At 63.4% G+C, this 16802-nt stretch carries 13 protein-coding genes; 1 reads left to right on the forward strand and 12 read right to left on the reverse strand.

The window, feature by feature from the left end:
* Window positions 1–15: 15 nt before the first annotated feature.
* A complete protein-coding gene (locus GGD90_RS17035) occupies window positions 16–2622 on the reverse strand; it encodes a chemotaxis protein CheB (protein WP_153116265.1) in 2607 nt (868 codons plus the stop codon).
* 521 nt (window positions 2623–3143) lie between these two features.
* Between GGD90_RS17035 and GGD90_RS17040 the strand changes: the two genes are divergently transcribed.
* Window positions 3144–3566 carry a hypothetical protein gene (locus tag GGD90_RS17040; protein WP_153116266.1) on the forward strand — a complete coding sequence of 141 codons (423 nt, stop codon included), beginning with the start codon at window positions 3144–3146 and terminating at the stop codon, window positions 3564–3566.
* Between the two features lie 151 nt (window positions 3567–3717).
* Here GGD90_RS17040 and GGD90_RS17045 read toward each other — a convergent pair whose 3' ends face one another.
* The 11 genes from GGD90_RS17045 to GGD90_RS17095 all read right to left on the reverse strand — a co-directional run bounded on the left by GGD90_RS17045 (window position 3718) and on the right by GGD90_RS17095 (window position 16802).
* Entirely contained in the window at window positions 3718–4881 is a 1164-nt protein-coding gene (locus GGD90_RS17045) for a response regulator (RefSeq protein ID WP_153116267.1), read from the reverse strand.
* Between the two features lie 93 nt (window positions 4882–4974).
* Window positions 4975–8244, reverse strand: coding sequence for a response regulator (locus GGD90_RS17050; protein ID WP_153116268.1), 3270 nt, complete (start codon window positions 8242–8244; stop codon window positions 4975–4977).
* A 100-nt stretch (window positions 8245–8344) separates the two neighbouring features.
* A complete protein-coding gene (locus GGD90_RS17055; protein WP_153116269.1) occupies window positions 8345–9103 on the reverse strand; it encodes a ParA family protein in 759 nt (252 codons plus the stop codon).
* A gap of 5 nt (window positions 9104–9108) precedes the next feature.
* Entirely contained in the window at window positions 9109–10413 is a 1305-nt protein-coding gene (locus GGD90_RS18355) for a methyl-accepting chemotaxis protein (protein ID WP_153116270.1), read from the reverse strand.
* 2 nt (window positions 10414–10415) lie between these two features.
* Window positions 10416–10790, reverse strand: coding sequence for a response regulator (locus tag GGD90_RS17065; RefSeq protein ID WP_153116271.1), 375 nt, complete (start codon window positions 10788–10790; stop codon window positions 10416–10418).
* Window positions 10791–10864: 74 nt separating this feature from the next.
* A complete protein-coding gene (locus GGD90_RS17070) occupies window positions 10865–11107 on the reverse strand; it encodes a hypothetical protein (RefSeq protein WP_153116272.1) in 243 nt (80 codons plus the stop codon).
* A complete protein-coding gene (locus tag GGD90_RS17075) occupies window positions 11107–13884 on the reverse strand; it encodes a chemotaxis protein CheA (protein ID WP_153116273.1) in 2778 nt (925 codons plus the stop codon). The genes GGD90_RS17070 and GGD90_RS17075 overlap by 1 nt, the downstream gene beginning before the upstream one ends.
* Window positions 13881–14252 carry a response regulator gene (locus tag GGD90_RS17080; RefSeq protein ID WP_153116274.1) on the reverse strand — a complete coding sequence of 124 codons (372 nt, stop codon included), beginning with the start codon at window positions 14250–14252 and terminating at the stop codon, window positions 13881–13883. The genes GGD90_RS17075 and GGD90_RS17080 overlap by 4 nt, the downstream gene beginning before the upstream one ends.
* Window positions 14249–15091: a CheR family methyltransferase gene (locus GGD90_RS17085; protein ID WP_153116275.1), complete on the reverse strand. Its 843-nt coding sequence runs from the start codon at window positions 15089–15091 to the stop codon at window positions 14249–14251. The genes GGD90_RS17080 and GGD90_RS17085 overlap by 4 nt, the downstream gene beginning before the upstream one ends.
* A 7-nt stretch (window positions 15092–15098) precedes the next feature.
* A complete protein-coding gene (locus tag GGD90_RS17090) occupies window positions 15099–15725 on the reverse strand; it encodes a HEAT repeat domain-containing protein (RefSeq protein ID WP_153116276.1) in 627 nt (208 codons plus the stop codon).
* Window positions 15726–15734: 9 nt separating this feature from the next.
* Complete coding sequence (locus tag GGD90_RS17095; protein WP_153116277.1) at window positions 15735–16802, reverse strand: protein-glutamate methylesterase/protein-glutamine glutaminase; 1068 nt, start codon at window positions 16800–16802, stop codon at window positions 15735–15737.

Here is a 16802-nt window from a genome sequence, read left to right on the forward strand (position 1 = left end):
GGGACAGGTCCCCGGCTAATCCCCGCGGGTGCGGAGTTCAGCCTCCAGTTGTTTGATTTCGGTGATGTCGGTAAAGGTAATTACCACACCGTCGATTACATTGTCCTGCGTTCGATAAGGCATGATGCGCACGCGAAACCAGCGGCCGTCGTGCGTAACCACCGGCTTTTCCTGGAACACCAGGGTACGCAACACCTCGTTGGCGTCGTCCTTCAGCTGCGGGTAGTCGAGATCGGTGACGACGTGCGACAGCGGCCGGCCGACATCGCCGGGGATCAGCTTGAACAGCCTGGTGGCGTGCGTGGTGAAGCGGCGCAGCTTCATCTCGTTGTTGAGAAATACGGTTGCGATTTCGGTGCTGTTGAGCAGGTTGCTCATGTCGTTGCGCACCCAGGTCAGGTCGTCCACCTTGGCCTGCAACTCGGCATTTACCGTCTGCAGTTCCTCGTTGAGCGACTGCAGCTCCTCCTTCGAGGTGGTCAGCTCCTCGTTGGTCGACTGCAGCTCCTCGTTGGTCGACTGCAATTCCTCGTTGCTGGACTTCAGTTCCTCGACCGTGGTCTGCATCTCCTCGTGCGTAACCTGCAAGGCCTCGCGCGTCTGCTGCAGTTCCAGCATCAGCTCGGCACAGGAGCCGTCGTCGCGCGCCGCCTTGCCGCGCCCTTTGCGCTGGCCCGGCTGCGCCGGAACGTCCTTGAATACGATGAGCACCCGGCCGCGCAGCGCCTCCGGCTTTTCGACGGCCTGGACGATCACGTCGACGATCTGGATGCCGCCCTCGCTGCTGATGCGCAGCTTGTTGAGATGAATCGGCTGACCAACGCGCAGCGCCTTGAGGACGACACCGGCGATCGCCTCACGCAAGCCCTCGCGCGCCATGGCGTAGATGTTGATATTGGTCTTGCCGGCGGCGGGCTCAAGATATTTGCCGGTGCGCCCGCTGATGTAGACGATGTCGCCGTCCTCGTTGACCAGCACCGCCGCCGGCGCCCAGTTCTGCTGGATGAACTGGTCGGCCAGCTGACCCAGATTTTCCTGTCGATCGGGCGGCAGCTTCTTGCCGGGCGCGTCTCCCTCGACCGGCGCCCGGCGCGGAAAATCCAGATTAGCCACCAGCAGCGTCTGCTCCTGCCGCCGGAAGACACGCGCCTTGGCGTTGGCCGGGGCAAACAGGTTGGCGAAGTTGCCGACACTCTCGGCACTGCCGAGCAGCAGCAGGCCACCGGGATTGAGCGCGTAGTAGAACAGCGGCAGCAGCCTTTCCTGCAACTGCGCACCGAAATAGATCAGCAGATTCCGGCAGCAGAGCAGATCGAGCTTGGTGAATGGCGGGTCGGCGATGATGTTCTGCGGCGCGAACACCACCATGTCGCGGATGCTCTTGCTGATGCGGAAACCGCCGGCATCGTCGGCGACGAAATGGCGGGCAAGGCGCTCCGCCGAGACATCGGCGCAGATGTTGTCCGGATAATGTCCGCGGCGTGCCAGGCCAATCGCTTCGCCATCGAGGTCGGTGGCGTAGATCTGCAGCTTGAAGCTTGCCTCGGGTTTGCTCTCTGCCAGCGCCTCCTGGAAGACCATCGCCAGCGAGTAAGCCTCTTCGCCGGTGGAACACGGGCTGACCCAGGCGCGCAGCGTCTTGCCGGCCGGATGCTGGGCAAACAGGTAGGGAATGGCTTGCGTGCGCAAGTACTCCCAGACCTCGGGGTCGCGGAAGAAGCTGGTGACGCCGATCAGCAGCTCCCGGAACAGCAGGTCGAGTTCCTGCGGGTTGCTGCGCAGGTAACGCGCATAGGCGTCAATGCTGGCGATCTGGTTGACTGCCATGCGCCGTTCAACGCGCCGGCTCAGGGTATTGCTCTTGTACAGGGAAAAATCGTTGCCGCTGCGGTCGCGCAGCAGGATCACGATCTTGTCGAGTCCGCTGACGATATCGGGACGCGGACCGCGCGGGCTCCCGCCATCGTGCACCGGATGCTGCAAGTAGTCGGCAATGCGCGCCGGCAAGGACTCGGGAAGGGCGACGATATCGGCAACACCGGCATCGATCGCCGAGCGCGGCATGCTGTCGGCTTGCGCGCTGGCGGGTTCCTGCGTCAGCGTCAGACCGCCTTTTTCCTTGATCGCGCGCAGTCCGAAGGCGCCGTCCGAGCCCATGCCGGAGAGGATGACGCCAATGGCCTTTTCCTTGCGGTCATTGGCGAGCGAACGCAAAAAGAAGTCGATCGGCAGACGCAGGCCGTTCACCGACATCTGCTCGAGCAGGCGCAGCTTTCCGTGCAACAGCGAGAGATCCTTGTCCGGCGGAATGACGTAGACACAGTTCGGCTCGATCAGCGCACCGTCAAGCGCCTCGAAGACGCGCATCGGCGTCAGACGCTGCAGCAAGCCGGGCAAGGCACTTACATGATCCGGCGAGAGGTGCTGGATGACGACAATCGCCCAGCCACTGTCGGGCGGCACATGCGTCAGGAATTTTTCCAGCGCTTCGAGACCGCCCGCCGAGCAGCCGATACCGACGACCGGCAAGTCGGTTTGCCCGGACGTGTTGCCGGCAAACGATTCAACATCCAGGGCGGTGGCCAGCGAGGCAGCGGGCGGGGGAGTGATCAGATCAGACATTGTTGTTCAGGGCAGCAGTAATTTCTCATCGTTCGCCGTCAACATCGGCCACCCGGGCAGTCGCCTGTGCAGGCCGCCAAGGCTTGGTGAAGAAGACGAGCGGAACATCAAACGGGGCCTGCACCGGAGGATGGGCAGGCCCCGCAATTTGATCGCAGCTGCATCACCCCTAGCCGAAAAAACCCGCTCTCGATGAACAATCGATTAGTACAGGGTGATATGCACAGGCGCCAAGCTACACCGTTTTTCGCGGATGTCGACTCTATTCCCGAGAATTACCACGAACGGGTAGCAAGCGTCGCGCCAGCCAGGCCATCAGCTCGCCACTGGCTGCCGAACGCCGTGACGCAGCGCAGGCCGTCCCGGCGGCGGGCGCCACATGCCGCTGCAAATTGCCGGCAAAGTCGCGGGAAACGGCAAAGTCTGCCGCAGCGGCGGCGCTTTTTCGCCCGCCAGGCCGCCTGGGCACTGGTACGCGTATTGCTCTGCTGGTCGCATCGACAACAGCGAAGGAGCACTCCATGCGAGTCCATGCCACGCATGAATCCCTGCCAGCAGCGGTGCCGGCAACGACCGCCGGCAGTACCGGCAGTACCGGCTTTCAGGCGGCGCTGGCTGCCGCCCAGGAAAGTCAGTCCAGCAAGACAACGGCAGCGACGCCGGCACAGGGCGAGACTTCGGTAGCGGCAAGCGGCAAAAAGACGGCACTTGAACAGCTGGAGGAATATCTGCGCAAAACGCCGGCCGAACATATGCGCGAGGCGATTCTCAAGCAGATGGGGCTGACCGAGGCCGATCTGGCGGCAATGTCACCCGAGCAGCGCACTGCGGTCGAGAACACGATCGCCGAAAAGATCAGGGAATTCATGCTCGGCAGGGAAAGCCATTTGCCGAGCGAAGAACAAGCCTCGCTGTCGATCCAGTCGCTGCTGGCGGTGGGCTGATCGTTTCCGAACGGCCAACTCAAGCGAAGCCGGTTCCCGACCCTTCGTCCTGAACCGGTTCTGGCAGCGGCGCTACCTCTGAGCGGCAAGTTGCAGCGGCAGATCGTCGCCGCTACCCGGTAAACAGGGCAAGGCACCTTCAGGGACAAACTCAGAACAGCTCGATCCGGTTTTCCTCGAGCGAGGCATCGGCGGCGCCGCGCAGTTCCTGCTGCAGGGCCGCGTCAAGCCCCTCGCCGAGCGACTTCATGATCGCGTCGGTTTCCACCGCTTCGCCATAAAGCTCGGCGATGGCATTGCGCGCCAGGCTCTGCAGGTGCAACTCCTGCTCTTCAGTCAGACCCATGGTGTAGAAGGACTTTTCGATATCGCGCACCAGTTGGTCGAGGATGACGACGCCTTTCTGTCGCTGTTCGCCCAGCCGCTTCTCGACTTCGCGCAGCATGGTCGAGTTCTGATGCAGCAGTCCGAGCAGGGTATCGCCGCGGCTGATCGCCTCGAGCATCAGTTCCAGCGAACTCATGTGGATGTCGACCGCTTCGGCGATCATGACGACGTTGTCCTTGATGCGGATATGTTCCTCGTCGCTGCGCGGCATGTTGCTGACGACAATCGAAACGTGCGCAAAATTGAATGCCGAGCGCCGACCGAAATCAACGATGCGCTCAGCACCGGCCATGCGTGTCAGCACCGACTCTTCCAATGGCGAGCAGAAGCCGTTGCGGTTACGCGACAAGGTGCCATTGGTCGCACGCAACTGGATACTGGCGTCCAGCCCGTACTCGGTGAGCAGCGCCAGCGTCGCGTCGATGATCGAACCGAACCCGGTAAAGCCGACGATCTCGCGCAGGAACCTGACGATCCGCTCGGCGTCGTTGGCCGTTGTCATCGCGACGACCGCCGCATTTGAAGAAACCTGCACCTGCGCCGCCAGTTCGGCGTTCTTCTCCTGATTGCGCAGGACCACGGCGACCTTGCTGCGCAAGTCGGCCGGAACCAGCGGCTTGGTCAGGTAGTCATCGCCGCCGGCATCGTAGCCGGCAAGACGGTCCTCCGTTTCCGTGTGCGCCGAAATGAAAATCACCGGCAGCGCGCTCGTTGCCGCTTTCGATTTCAGCTGACGACAGACCTCGTAGCCGCTGAGAAGCGGCATTTCGACGTCGAGCAGGAGCAGATCGAAAGCGGACTTGCCCGCCAGGGCGATCCCCTCCTCGCCATTGGTGGCATGCGTGATGGTAAAGGACGCGCCGAGGACGCCTTCGAGCTGGATCGCCGTCAGATCGTCGTCATCAATGATCAGGATTGATTTTTTCATGAGAAAAACAGGCCTCCATAAAAGTCGTCACGCAACAATTCCCGGCATCACCAGCAGGCGCCTCGGGCCGCTGGCCGGCGAGTACGGGCTCGTTCAGGCGAGCTCCCGCTTGATCGCCTGCAGCACCGCCGCCATCTCCGCCTCAAGACTCCCGAGCAGCCCATCGACACTGCCGGGGGCTTCCACCTTCAATTCGCTTTCGATCTCGCGTGCCAGACCCTGCAGCGCTGCGGCGCCAATCGAACCGGCGCTACCGCTGAGCGAATGCGCCAGCCGCCGGGCGTCGTCGCCCGCGTCAGCCGCCAGCGCACAGCGAATATCCTCGGCAGCATTGGAGAATTTTTCGGCAAAGCGCTGCAGCATTTTCAGATAGACGTCGCGGTTGCCATCGACGAAGTACAGGCCGGCGCCGACGTCGAGTGCGCCCGCTGGCGCATTTGCCGGCACCGCCTCGGGTACGCTTTCGGCCGGGCTGACGCTTTCGGCTGCGGGCACCACATCCCGCAGATAACGGTGCAAGGCAGCGTAGAGCAGTTTCGGTGCAACCGGCTTGCTCACCAGATCGTTCATGCCGGCGTCCATGCAGTTCTCGCGTTCTTCATCGAAGACGTTCGCCGTCATGGCAATGATCGGCAAGGTCGCGAAACGTGGCTGCGCGCGGATGGCACGCGTCGCTGCGATGCCGTCCATGACCGGCATCTGTATATCCATGAGCACGGCGTCGAAGCGCTCTTCATCGAGCAAGGCCAGCGCCTGCTCGCCGTTGTCGGCGATGCGCACCTCGACGCCGATCTTTGCCAGAAGCCCCTTGCCGACCAGCTGATTGACCTCGTTGTCCTCGACCAGCAGGACGCGCTTGCCGCGCAAGGATTCGTCGGCGGCAGGCAGCGGCAAACGCTCCGCCGGGCGAAGCCCGCCGGGAGCGCCGAGGACTTCCTGAATGGCAGAGAGCAGCGCGGCGCGACTGACCGGCTTGGTCAGGAAGATGCGCGCGCCTTTCTCTTCCAGCGCGTCCATCGTGGGCGGATCGACGCTGCCGACGAGAATCGCCGGAACGGCGAGGAACTGCGGCTGCCGACGAAGTAGCGCAAGCACATCGACGCCGTCGATTGCGGGAAGGCTCCAGTCAAGCAGCAGCAAACGGAAGTCGCCAGCGGCAGCGACCTGTGCTGCCGCAAGGCCCTGTTCGCCGCTCTTCAGCAACTGCGCCGTGAAGCCGAGATCGGACAGCAGATGCGCGAGCAGCGTTCGGGTAAACAGGCTTTCAACCACGACAAGCACCGCGCCATTCTGCCCGCTACGTCTGAACGTCGGATTTTCCTGATCAAGCGGCGCACGATCAAAGCCGATATCGACCTGAAACCGCGTCCCGTAACCCCTGCCCCTGCTGTCGACGACGATGCTGCCACCCATCATATTGACCAGTTGCTGGCAGATGCTCAGGCCAAGTCCGGTGCCGCCGTACTTTCGTGTCACCGTCGAATCCAGCTGACCAAAGGGTTTGAACAGCCCGTCGATATCCTCTGCGTCAAGGCCGATGCCGGTATCGGTGACGGCCATGCGCAGTCGCACCTGCCGATCGCTGGCTTGCAGCACCGTGATGCTCAAGGCAATCGTTCCCGAGGAAGTGAATTTGATGCTGTTGCTGATCAGGTTGGCGAGAACCTGGTTGAGGCGCAGCGGATCGCCGACCAGCTCCATCGGTACGTCAGGATCAAGCACGAGGATGAAGTGCAGTCCCTTCTCACGGACCTTCAGCGAAAACAGCGCATCAAGATTGCTGATCACGGCTTCCAGCCCGAAGGGGATGTGCTCGACCGTCAGCTTGCCGGCTTCAATCTTCGAAAAATCGAGAATGTCATTGATGACGCCGAGCAAGGCGCCAGCCGCGAGGTGGATCTTTTCCAGATAGTCGCGCTGCGTCGGGTCAAGATCCGTTTGCAGTGTCAGATGCGAAAGTCCGATGATCGCGTTCATCGGCGTGCGGATCTCGTGGCTCATCTTGGCCAGAAACTGGCTCTTGGCAAGGCTGCCGGCTTCAGCCGCCTTTTTTGCCAAGACCAGTTCGGTGATGTCGAAACGGAAGCCGACGCGGTGGCCTTCCGGTGTCACCCGTTCGCGGATTCGCAGCCAGCGACCGTCGCCGAGTTCCTGTATCAGGTCGCTCGCGCCACTGCGGTGGTGTTCGAGCCGTTCGGCAACCCACTCATCGATACGCCCAACGGCCGCATCATACTGACCGCGTTCGGCGCCGATGCGGATAATCTCCTCGAAGGAACGTCCGGGAACCAGCAGATCGGCCGATTTCTGATAACGCTCGCGATACTCCTTGTTGCAGTACGCCAGGCGGTCGTGCTGATCGTAAATGACGAAAGCCTCGCCGATCGTGTCAATCGCCGAACGGAACATCGCCTGGCTTTCGCTGTAGCGCTTTTCAATTTCGATGCGTGCGGCCAAGGCGCGAAACAGCAGCACAACCAGCGTAATGAACAGCGCGCTCACCGTGGCCGCGGTTCCGAGAACGGCACGCTGGTGCTGGGCGAAGGGCGCCAGTACACCAGCCAGCGAGCGGCCGATGGAAAAGTTGAGCTCGTACTCGGGGAGGCGGAAGTAGCCATAGACACGCTCAACGCCGTCGATCTGGGAAACCCGGGTGAAATTGCCGCTGATCGGCGCAGCCGGCGCGAGGTAGGGGGCTTCGGCCAGCGTGGTGCCGATGGCGCCGGCGCTGAGCGGCTGGCGTGCCATCACTTCGCCGCTGTCCCTGACCATCGTGCTGCTGCCGTTAGCCTCGACAAAGGCCTTGTCGCTGAAGCCCTGGAAAGAATCCGGACTGACAGACAGGACAAGGACGCCCTTGAAATGCCCATTGACGATGATCGGCCGCGTGAACTGGAGCGACCACTTTCCCGAAACCTTGCCTTTCACCGGTTTGCTGATGAACAGGTGGTCCTTGCCGCTGCCGAGATGGATCCTGAAATGCTCGCGCTCGCCGAGGAAAGTGCGCTTGCTCGCCGGCGCGAGATTCGAATAGGCGAGGTAGCCCTCCTCGTCGATCACCGCCACCTGGAAAGTGACGTCGGCCATGTATTGCTGTCGGCGTTTCACCAGGAGCGAAAAAGCTTCGGCATTACCCGTCCAGTAGGCGCGCAGGTCGACCAGAACCTCGTCGAGACGCTTGATCTTCGCCAGCGAGTTCTCGGCGAAGGCTTGCGCCTGCAGCCGGGTCAGCGACTCGGCCTCCTGCAGGTAGCTGGTCCGGCTGCGGTCGATTTCATAGAGCGCGCCCACCCAGATCACGAGCAGGCTGACGGCGATGGTCAGTGCCGTCAGCGTCCTGATCTTCAAGGTCGGATTCTTCATGCAAGACCTCCGCGCCGGAACAGACTGACAGATAAACGAATGGCAGCCGCGACCGGCGGAAGGAAGCGCCACCCGGCACGCTATCGCTGAGCGCTAGCAATCACCCCCAGCGTCCGCCGATCGTCTCGGCGACGGCGGCATAATCCTCGGCAGCCCGACTCTTCGGTGCGTAATAGCGCAACGGCTTGCCGGCGGCAAAGGACTCGGCCAGACGGATGTCGGTACGAACGCAGCCGAGCAGGCGCGAGGCACCGAACTGCTGCGACACGCCGCCCGTCACCTGCCGGTGCAGGCCGATGCGCGCATCGCACATCACCGGCAGGAAACCGAGCAGACGCAGCTGCGGATTGGCCGAGCCGCTGGCCACCCGGAAGAGCACGCGCGCCAGCTGGCGTACGCCCTCGCCGGCGAGGAAGTGCGGCAGGAACGGCACCAGCACCCGGTCGGCGGCATGCAGCGCCGCCAGCAGCAGGATGTCGAGCGAAGGCGGCGTGTCGAGGATGATCAGGTCGTAGCGCGCGTGCAGCCCCGCGTCGGCGAGCGCACGGCGCAGCAGCAGTTCGTCGCGGCTGCCCGAACCGTGCTCGAACAGCTGATCGGCCGGCAGCAGGTGCAGCCTTTCCCAGGCCGACTGGCGCAGCGCCGGCAGCAGTGGCTGGCCGCTGGCAAACAGGTCATGGACGGTCGGCTCGCCCTTACCGACCCTGATCCCGAGTCCGATCGCGCAGTGCCCCTGCGTGTCGAGATCGACCAGCAGCACGCGCTCGCCGCGCGCGGCAAACTCCGCAGCCAGGTTGACCGAAGTACTGGTCTTGCCAGTGCCGCCTTTGCGGTTGGTGATGACCAGAACGCGGGCCATGGGCGCTAGAACAGCTCGATCGCCGGCCGGCTGTCGCCGGCAGCGCCGCTGCCGGTCACCGTCGCATGCGCAGCGCGCTGGCTGTCCATCACGTAGCGATCGAGATGACTGTCGAGCCGCGCCTTGAGCGTCTGCTGCAACAGGCCATCCCAGAGCGGGTCATTGACGTTCTGCGCCAGGCCGAGCAGGTGTTCGTCGAGTTCGTGCAGCGCGCACTGGATCTGTTCGATGCGCTGGCGAACGACATCCTGGAACTGCAACTGTCCGAGCGCTTCGGAAAGGCGTTCGACCAGCTGCCGGTTGTTGCCGTCAACGCGATCCATGACCTCCATCAGCGCCTGCGTGCCTTCGCTGAAGCGCGCGTCCATCGAACCGAGATCGTCGATGATGCGACGCAACTCGGACGAGGTCTCGTAGGTGCTGATCGCTGCCTTGGCCATCAGCAGTTCCTGTTCGGCACCTTTGGCCGCGGCACTGATCTTCGTCGCGATATCGGCGGCGGCGCCGGCGGTCTGTGTCGACAGCTTTCTGACCTCGTCGGCAACGACGGCAAAGCCGCGCCCCGATTCGCCGGCGCGGGCGGCTTCGATGGCGGCGTTGAGCGCGAGCAGATTGGTCTGCTTGGCGATTTCGGAAATGACGCCGACCAGCGGCGACAGTTCGCCGACCTCGCGCGACAGGCGCTCGACGCGTTCGAGGTTGAGCGCCAGCTCGTGCTGGTGCGAATGCATGTGCTCGTCGAGCACCTTGATGACGTCGCGGTTGTAGCTCGATTGCTGGCGGGTAACCTCGGTCAGCTTGACGCCGTCGTGCGTCGATTGCTTGATCGCGTCGATCTGCGCATGCGACAGCGCATTGATGGTGTTGATCTCGCCGATCACGGCGACGACACCGCCTTCGGTTTCGGCGATGGCGCCTTCCAGCTGCCGGTTCATGATCTCGAGGTAGGGCGCGACGTTGTTCAGTTCGCCATGCACCGCGTTCTCGCGGACGCGGTCACCTTGCAGCCGCACCGTACCCTCGCGCAAGGCGCGCCGGACGACGGCAAGTTCCTTGCGGATGAAGGTCCAGGACAAGAGGAGCGTCAGCGGGACGAAGCTCAGCATGCTGAGCAGCGTGGTGATCGTGAAGTCACCAGCCAGGCTGACGCCGGCCGGCTCGAGCAGGGTGTCATGCAGCCACGGCGAACAGAACCAGGCGACGAGGCTGCTGACAAGCATCGCCGTCAACGCCGCCAGCACGAGACGGACGACGACGCCGGCACCGGGGACGCGGATCGGTTTTGGCTCCGGGGAAGCGGGCTTGCTCAAGCTCAGGCTCCTGGGACGACTTGCTTGATCACCTTGATCAGATCGGCGCCGGAAACGGGTTTCACCAGCCAGCCGGTAGCGCCGAGCCTCTTGCCTTCGTCACGCTTGGCGGCCTGGCTTTCGGTGGTCAGCGTCAGGATCGGTACAAAGCGGAAACCCGGCAACGCCTTGACGTTCTTGATCAGTTCAAGCCCGCCCATGCGCGGCATGTTGATGTCGGTGATGATCAGGTCCGGCTTGAAGCCGGTCTTCAGTTTGCTCAGTGCCGCCTCGCCGTCGGCGGCGGTTTCAACCTTGAAGCCGTTCATTTCCAGAGTCGCCTTGACGCTCATCAGCATCGTTGCCGAGTCGTCCACAATCATGATGGTCTTTGCCATATTCGTTCTCTCTCTCGTTCACTTTCCAGGTTCGTCGTGCGTGATATCAATGCGCTGCTGCAAGGATCGGGGGATCAGGGGGGTGCGGCCAGCGCCGATCTGAGCCAGCCGGTGAAGGCGGCGTCGGCCGGCCAGGCGACGATGGCAACGCTGGCAGCCATCAACACCTGCAGGTTGGCCGGATGCAGATGCATGCAGGCAGAGAGGTCGATCCTCGCGCCGGGCTTCTTCTGCAGCCATTCAAGCAGGCCTTCGGCGTCTTCAACGCTGACCACTTCGGTGAACAGCGCCTGATTCTTCCTGAATTCGATCGGCATCAGAACAGCCCCTTGATGTTCAACACCATCAGTACGGAACCATCGCCCATCAGCGCCGAACCCGAGTAGGCGGGCAGGCCGGCGAGAACGCCGGCCATCGGCTTGAGGATGATGTCCACGGTTTCGCGGAAGTCGTCGACCAAGAGACCGACCGACTCGTCGCCGAGGCGCACGACGAGGACGGCGAGTTCGTCTTCTGCGTTGGCCAGCGGTGGCGCGGCGAGTCCGAGCAGGGCATTGGTCGACTTGAGCGGGATGATGCGCCCGCGCAGGACGGTCGTCAGCGACTTCTTGATGCTACGGATGTCGGCACGCGGCACGCGTACGGTTTCGACGACGCAATCCATCGGCACGCCGAAGATCTGCGCGTCCGATTCGACGATCATCACGTTGGTGACGGCCATCGACAGCGGCAGCGACAGGCGCAGGCGGGTGCCCTTGCCTTTCTGGCTCTCGAGCGAGATGGCACCATTCACTTTCTCGATGGCGGTACGCACCACATCCATGCCGACGCCGCGGCCGGACAGGTCGGAGACGACTTCGGCGGTCGAGAAGCCGGCGGCGAAGACGAGATTGACCGCTTCCTGATCGGAGATGCGTTCGAGCGCAGTCTCGTCGATCAGCCCCTTCTCGTAGGCCTTGCGCTTGATCACCGCCGGGTCGATGCCTTTGCCGTCGTCGACGATCTCGATGACGACGCGGTCGGATTCCTGCGTGGCGCGGATGGTCAGCGTTCCCGCCGGCGGCTTGCCGGCGGCGCGGCGCAGCTCGGGCAACTCGAAGCCGTGGTCGAGGCTGTTGCGCACGATGTGCACCAGCGGGTCGCCGAGCGCTTCGATGATGTTCTTGTCGGCTTCGGTGTCCTCACCTTCGAGCACCAGGTTCACTTCCTTGCCGAGCTTGCGCGAGATGTCGCGCACCAGGCGCGGGAAGCGCTGGAAGACGAAGGAGACGGGCATCATGCGGATTTGCATGATGCCGTCCTGCATTTCTTCGGCGATGCGGTTGATCACCGCGTACTGGGCCTTGATCTCGCGCGCGAGTTCGCGCACGCCGAACACCGTTTCGGCGCGACCGGCAAGGTAGGGCAAGGCGTTCTTGGCGACGACGATTTCGCCGATCAGGTTCATCAGGCGGTCGATCTTGGCCTGATCAACCTTGACGCTCTTCACTCCCGCCGCAGCGGCGTCTTCGGCGCGACGGCCGAACTTGACGTCGCTCTCGGCATCGTCTGCACGACGACCGGAGCTGCTTTCCCTGTCGCCGTCGGAAGCCGTATTGGCGCCGCCGCTCGCCGTGGCCACGGGCCGCGCCGCTGCAGTCGCCACGGCTGACGCTGACGGATGATTCGCCGCCGCCGCGCTTTCGGCCGCAGGCGCAAAGTGATGCGCAAGCCAGTCGCTCAGGGGCTGCGCCGAGCCGCAGGCCAGCGACTGCGCGGTGGCAGTTTCGACTTCATGCACGGCTTCGCCGCGCCCGCTCGCGCGCAGACAGCCGGCCAGCGCGGCGCCAGCCGCGCGCAGACGGCCAAGCTGCCAGGGCGCTCCGAGCGGCAAGGAGAGAATCGCGCGCTGCGCCGCGACAATGGCGGCAAGCGCAGCCGCTTCCTCGGCGGCCAGCGGCGAGGCCGTCCCGGCTGCCGCTTCAGTCGCACCCGCCGCAGTGCCGGCGCCGACGGCAGGCGTCGCGCTCTGCTCGAGCAGGTACCAGTCGACCGGCTGCAGACTGCGCAGCGACTCGATCAGCGCCGCCAGCGCCGGATGATTGTCAGGTTCGCATTCGATCAGCAGCAGCAACCAGCGCAGTGCCGAAGAAAGCCACAGATCCGGATTCGACAGCTCGAGCATGGCGCGCGCGGCGCGCGCCACTGCGCTGACATCGCCACCGCGCAAATTGCGCAGCGCATCGACGACAAGATCCTCGTAAACCGGGCCGCCGTTAGGATCGCCCTGCGGCAGTACCAGCGCCAGAGGCGACACCGGCAGCAGCTTGATCTGCTCGGGCATGTAGCGGTAGTACTCGTCGATCTCGGCCCGCGGCGCCGTTGTCAGCAGGCGGAAGTCGAGCAGGCAGCGGTAGGCGTCCATTGCCGCGAGCGGCGGCCAGGGCGCGCGGGCGACAATACCGCCCCAGACAACGCCTGGCGTTTGCCGCGCCTGGAAGAACGGGTCATCACCATTGAAGAAGCACTCTTCTGCCGGCGAATAGCTCAGCCAGTGCAGGGGATTGCCGGCGCGCGCACTGCGGTACGCCGCCATGCGCGCCGTTTCCGGGATTTCAGCCAGCGGCAATTCGACTTTCGGCGCCAGCAACGGCGCAGTGGCCGCTGCTGCAGTAAGCACAAGCGGCGTCGCAGCTTCTTCGATCGCGCTCACTGCGCCCGCCTTTTCGGCACTGGCCATCAGCTGGCGCAGCGATTCGGCCAGCCGCGCCGAATCGGCAGCGTAGGCGGCACCGATGCTGCCCTCGGCCTCGATCTCGTCGCACAGCATGCCGACAAAATCCATGGCATCGAGCAGGCGGTCGGCGAGTTGCTGCGAATAGGCGACGCGGCCGTTGCGCACCGCGTCCATCAGGTCCTCGCCGGCGTGCAGCACGCGCGTCATTTCCGGGAAGTCGAACAGGCCGCTGTTGCCCTTGAGCGTATGCACGAAGCGGAACAGCTCGGTCATCAGCTCGACATCGTCGGGGGCGTTCTCGAGTTGCATCAGCTTCTCGCCGATACCCTGCAGGAAATCGCGTGCCTCTGAAAGAAACTGCTCGAGCAGTGGACTCATGCCGGCACCTCGCCGATCAGCATGCGCACCAGCAAGAGCAGACGTTCCGGCCGCGTCGGCTTGACCAGATAGGCGTTGGCGCCGGCGGCATACGCCAGTTGTTCATCGCGCGCGCCGGCCTCGGTCGAAATCATGATCGCCGGCGCCTGCGGCAGCTCGCTGCCGCGCAATTCGCGCAGGAAACCATAGCCGTCGAGCTTGGGCATGTTCACATCGACCAGATACAGATCGAAAGTGCTCTGCAGCGCCTTTTCCAGTGCCTCGATGCCATTCACCGCCTCATCCACCGCGTAGCCGGCGGACTCGAGAATGGCGCGATGGAACAGGCGCACGGTCGCTGCATCATCAACAATCAGGATGCGTTTCATCGTGTCTCCAACGAGCGCTGATAAACAATGGCCTCGGGAAATTTGCGTACCTTGTACAGCGAGGAAATACGACTCATCGACTCGGAGTGGCCGAGCAGGATGAAGCCGCCGGGATTCAGGGCATCGTAAAAGGTCTCGGCCGCTGTCTTTCGCGAAATATCGTCGAAATAAATCAGCAGGTTGCGACAAAAAACGATGTCGAAGTTGCGGTAAGCACGGGTGTCGGCGCGCTCCGACAGATTGACGCGGGTGAATTCGACGGCGCTGCGGATGTCGTCGCACAGCTGATAGCCGTCGCCGACGCGCGAGAAGTATTTCTGCAGCATGCGTACCGGCAATTGCTGGATCGCGCGTTGCGAGTACAGTCCCTGGCGTGCCTGCGCGAGGATGCGGGTATCGATGTCCGAGGAAATGATCTCGATGTCCCAGTCGTTGATGCCGGCCCAGTGCTCCAGCAGGTAGAGCGCGATCGAATACGGTTCCTCGCCGGACGACGACGGAATCACCCAGATGCGGATCGGGCTCCGGCTCGACTTGCGCGCGACGATCTCGGGCAGGATCGAGTCAACCAGACACTTGAACTGGTACTCCTCGCGGAAGAAGTAGGTTTCATTGACCGTCATCAGGTTGGTCAGTTGCTGCAACTCCTCACCGGAAGCCTGGAAGCGCAGCATCGTGAAATAGCTGCGGAAGGTGTCGTTGCCGGTGGCTTCGATGCGTTCGACCAGGCGCTTGTCCACGAAGTAACGCTTCGAGGATTCGAACTGGATGCCGGTCTTGCGATAGAAGAACTCCCGGAACTTCTGGAACTCTTCTTCGCTGATGGGGGTATCGGCCATTAATGGCTCAGTTCGCGGCGAGACGCTTGAGGGCCAGATCGGTGGCGAACTGCATGTAGGGCTCATCGGCGAAGCGCGCCTTGAGTCGCAGCAAGGCGTCGCGCGCGGCGGCGGAGCCGACTTCTCCGAGCAGGTCGACCGCCGTCGCGCAGACATTGACCTGCGCATCGGACTCGATCACCTGGATCAGCCAGGACTCGACCTCGGGATGGCACAAGGATTCGAGCACATTGACGGCGAAGATGCGCACATCGGCGTCGGCATCCGCGAGCAGACACTGCATGATCGGCGCCACCTCGTCGGGCAACTGCTTCATGCATTCGATGGCCTCGTTGCGCAAGGCAGCGTTCTCGCTGCGCAGGCAGTTCACCAGCCCGAGCACCGCCACCTCGTCGCCCAGCCGGGTCAGCGTCGACAGGATGAGTTCGCGCACCGAGGCGTCATCTTCCCGCTGCAAGCGACTGAGCAGCAGCGCCGAAGCATCGGGACAGTCGGCCAGATCACGCGCTGCCCAGCGCCGCTCGCTGGCATCGGCGCTCTCAAGCTCGAGCGCCAGCCCGGCGCAGTCGCGCGCGAATCGCCGCTCCTCGTGCGCGAGCGTTTCGCTGCCCGGTGATTTCTTGATGAAAGCCATTGTGGTCCTCTAGCGGCCAGCCCAGACGTTGATCTGGTTGGCGATCTTCTCCAGGGGCAATATCACGCTGGCCCCACCGCGTTCGATCAGCTCGGCCGGCATGCCGAAGACCACCGCCGTCTCTTCCGACTCCGCAATCGTACGCCCGCCACCCTTCTTGATCTCGGCAAAAGCGTCGGCACCGTCATAGCCCATGCCGGTAAGCATGACGCCAAGGACGCGCGCGGCGTCGTAATGCTCGAGTACCGAGCGGCCGAGCAGTTCCACCGACGGGTGCCACAAATGCGCCTTGCTCTCCGGCTTGGCGATCAGCGTCGGCTTGCCGGCGCGCTGCACCACCAGCATGTCGGCGCCACCCTTGGCGATATAGACATGGCCGCTTTCGATAGTCATCGGCGAGGCCACTTCAACCACCTCAAGCTGACAGATCGAGTTCAGCCGTTCGGCAAAGGAGCGCGTAAAAGCCGCCGGCATGTGCTGCGCAACGAGTACCGGCCACGGGAAATCGAGCGGCAGTTGCGGCAGGATTTCCTCCAGTGTGCGCGGACCACCGGTGGATACGCCGATTACGACCACGCCGTCACTGGCGACGCCGCGACGTACGGCGACCGGGCGCGGCGCCGACTGCTCACGCTCCTCGCGCAAGCGCTGCGCCAGCCCCTTGGCCCGGCCCTGGACCTTCGGCCGGGAACGCGCCGCGCTGCGCACCTTGTTCACCAGTTCGTCCTTGATTTCGCCGATCGACAGCGAGATCGTCCCGCCCGGTTTGGCGATGTAGTCGACGGCGCCGAGATTGAGCGCCTCGAAGGTCGCCAGCGCGCCCTTCTCGGTCAGCGACGAGACCATCACCACCGGCACCGGCCGCTCGGCCATGATCAGTGACAGTGCGGTGATGCCGTCCATTTCGGGCATGTTGATGTCCAGCGTCACCACGTCAGGCTGGAAGTCGCGGTTTTCTGCCACAGCCTCGCGGCCATTGCGCGCCTGACGCACCTCGAAATCGCTTTCCGCCTGAAACAGGGTGCTCAACTGCCGGCGCATCAGCGCCGAGTCGTCGACAACAAGCAGTTTGATCAT

The sequence above is a fragment of the Rhodocyclus tenuis genome (genome assembly GCF_014197755.1).
GTDB classification, from domain to species: Bacteria; Pseudomonadota; Gammaproteobacteria; order Burkholderiales; family Rhodocyclaceae; genus Rhodocyclus; species Rhodocyclus tenuis.

Excerpts from the sequence above, each read along its gene's own strand:
- GGD90_RS17035 (WP_153116265.1), bottom strand. The coding sequence starts at position 2,622 with ATGTCTGATCTGATCACTCCCCCGCCCGCTGCCTCGCTGGCCACCGCC.
- GGD90_RS17040 (WP_153116266.1), top strand. The coding sequence starts at position 3,144 with ATGCGAGTCCATGCCACGCATGAATCCCTGCCAGCAGCGGTGCCGGCA.
- GGD90_RS17045 (WP_153116267.1), bottom strand. The coding sequence starts at position 4,881 with ATGAAAAAATCAATCCTGATCATTGATGACGACGATCTGACGGCGATC.
- GGD90_RS17050 (WP_153116268.1), bottom strand. The coding sequence starts at position 8,244 with ATGAAGAATCCGACCTTGAAGATCAGGACGCTGACGGCACTGACCATC.
- GGD90_RS17055 (WP_153116269.1), bottom strand. The coding sequence starts at position 9,103 with ATGGCCCGCGTTCTGGTCATCACCAACCGCAAAGGCGGCACTGGCAAG.
- GGD90_RS17065 (WP_153116271.1), bottom strand. The coding sequence starts at position 10,790 with ATGGCAAAGACCATCATGATTGTGGACGACTCGGCAACGATGCTGATG.
- GGD90_RS17070 (WP_153116272.1), bottom strand. The coding sequence starts at position 11,107 with ATGCCGATCGAATTCAGGAAGAATCAGGCGCTGTTCACCGAAGTGGTC.
- GGD90_RS17075 (WP_153116273.1), bottom strand. The coding sequence starts at position 13,884 with ATGAGTCCACTGCTCGAGCAGTTTCTTTCAGAGGCACGCGATTTCCTG.
- GGD90_RS17080 (WP_153116274.1), bottom strand. The coding sequence starts at position 14,252 with ATGAAACGCATCCTGATTGTTGATGATGCAGCGACCGTGCGCCTGTTC.
- GGD90_RS17085 (WP_153116275.1), bottom strand. The coding sequence starts at position 15,091 with ATGGCCGATACCCCCATCAGCGAAGAAGAGTTCCAGAAGTTCCGGGAG.
- GGD90_RS17090 (WP_153116276.1), bottom strand. The coding sequence starts at position 15,725 with ATGGCTTTCATCAAGAAATCACCGGGCAGCGAAACGCTCGCGCACGAG.
- GGD90_RS17095 (WP_153116277.1), bottom strand. The coding sequence starts at position 16,802 with ATGATCAAACTGCTTGTTGTCGACGACTCGGCGCTGATGCGCCGGCAG.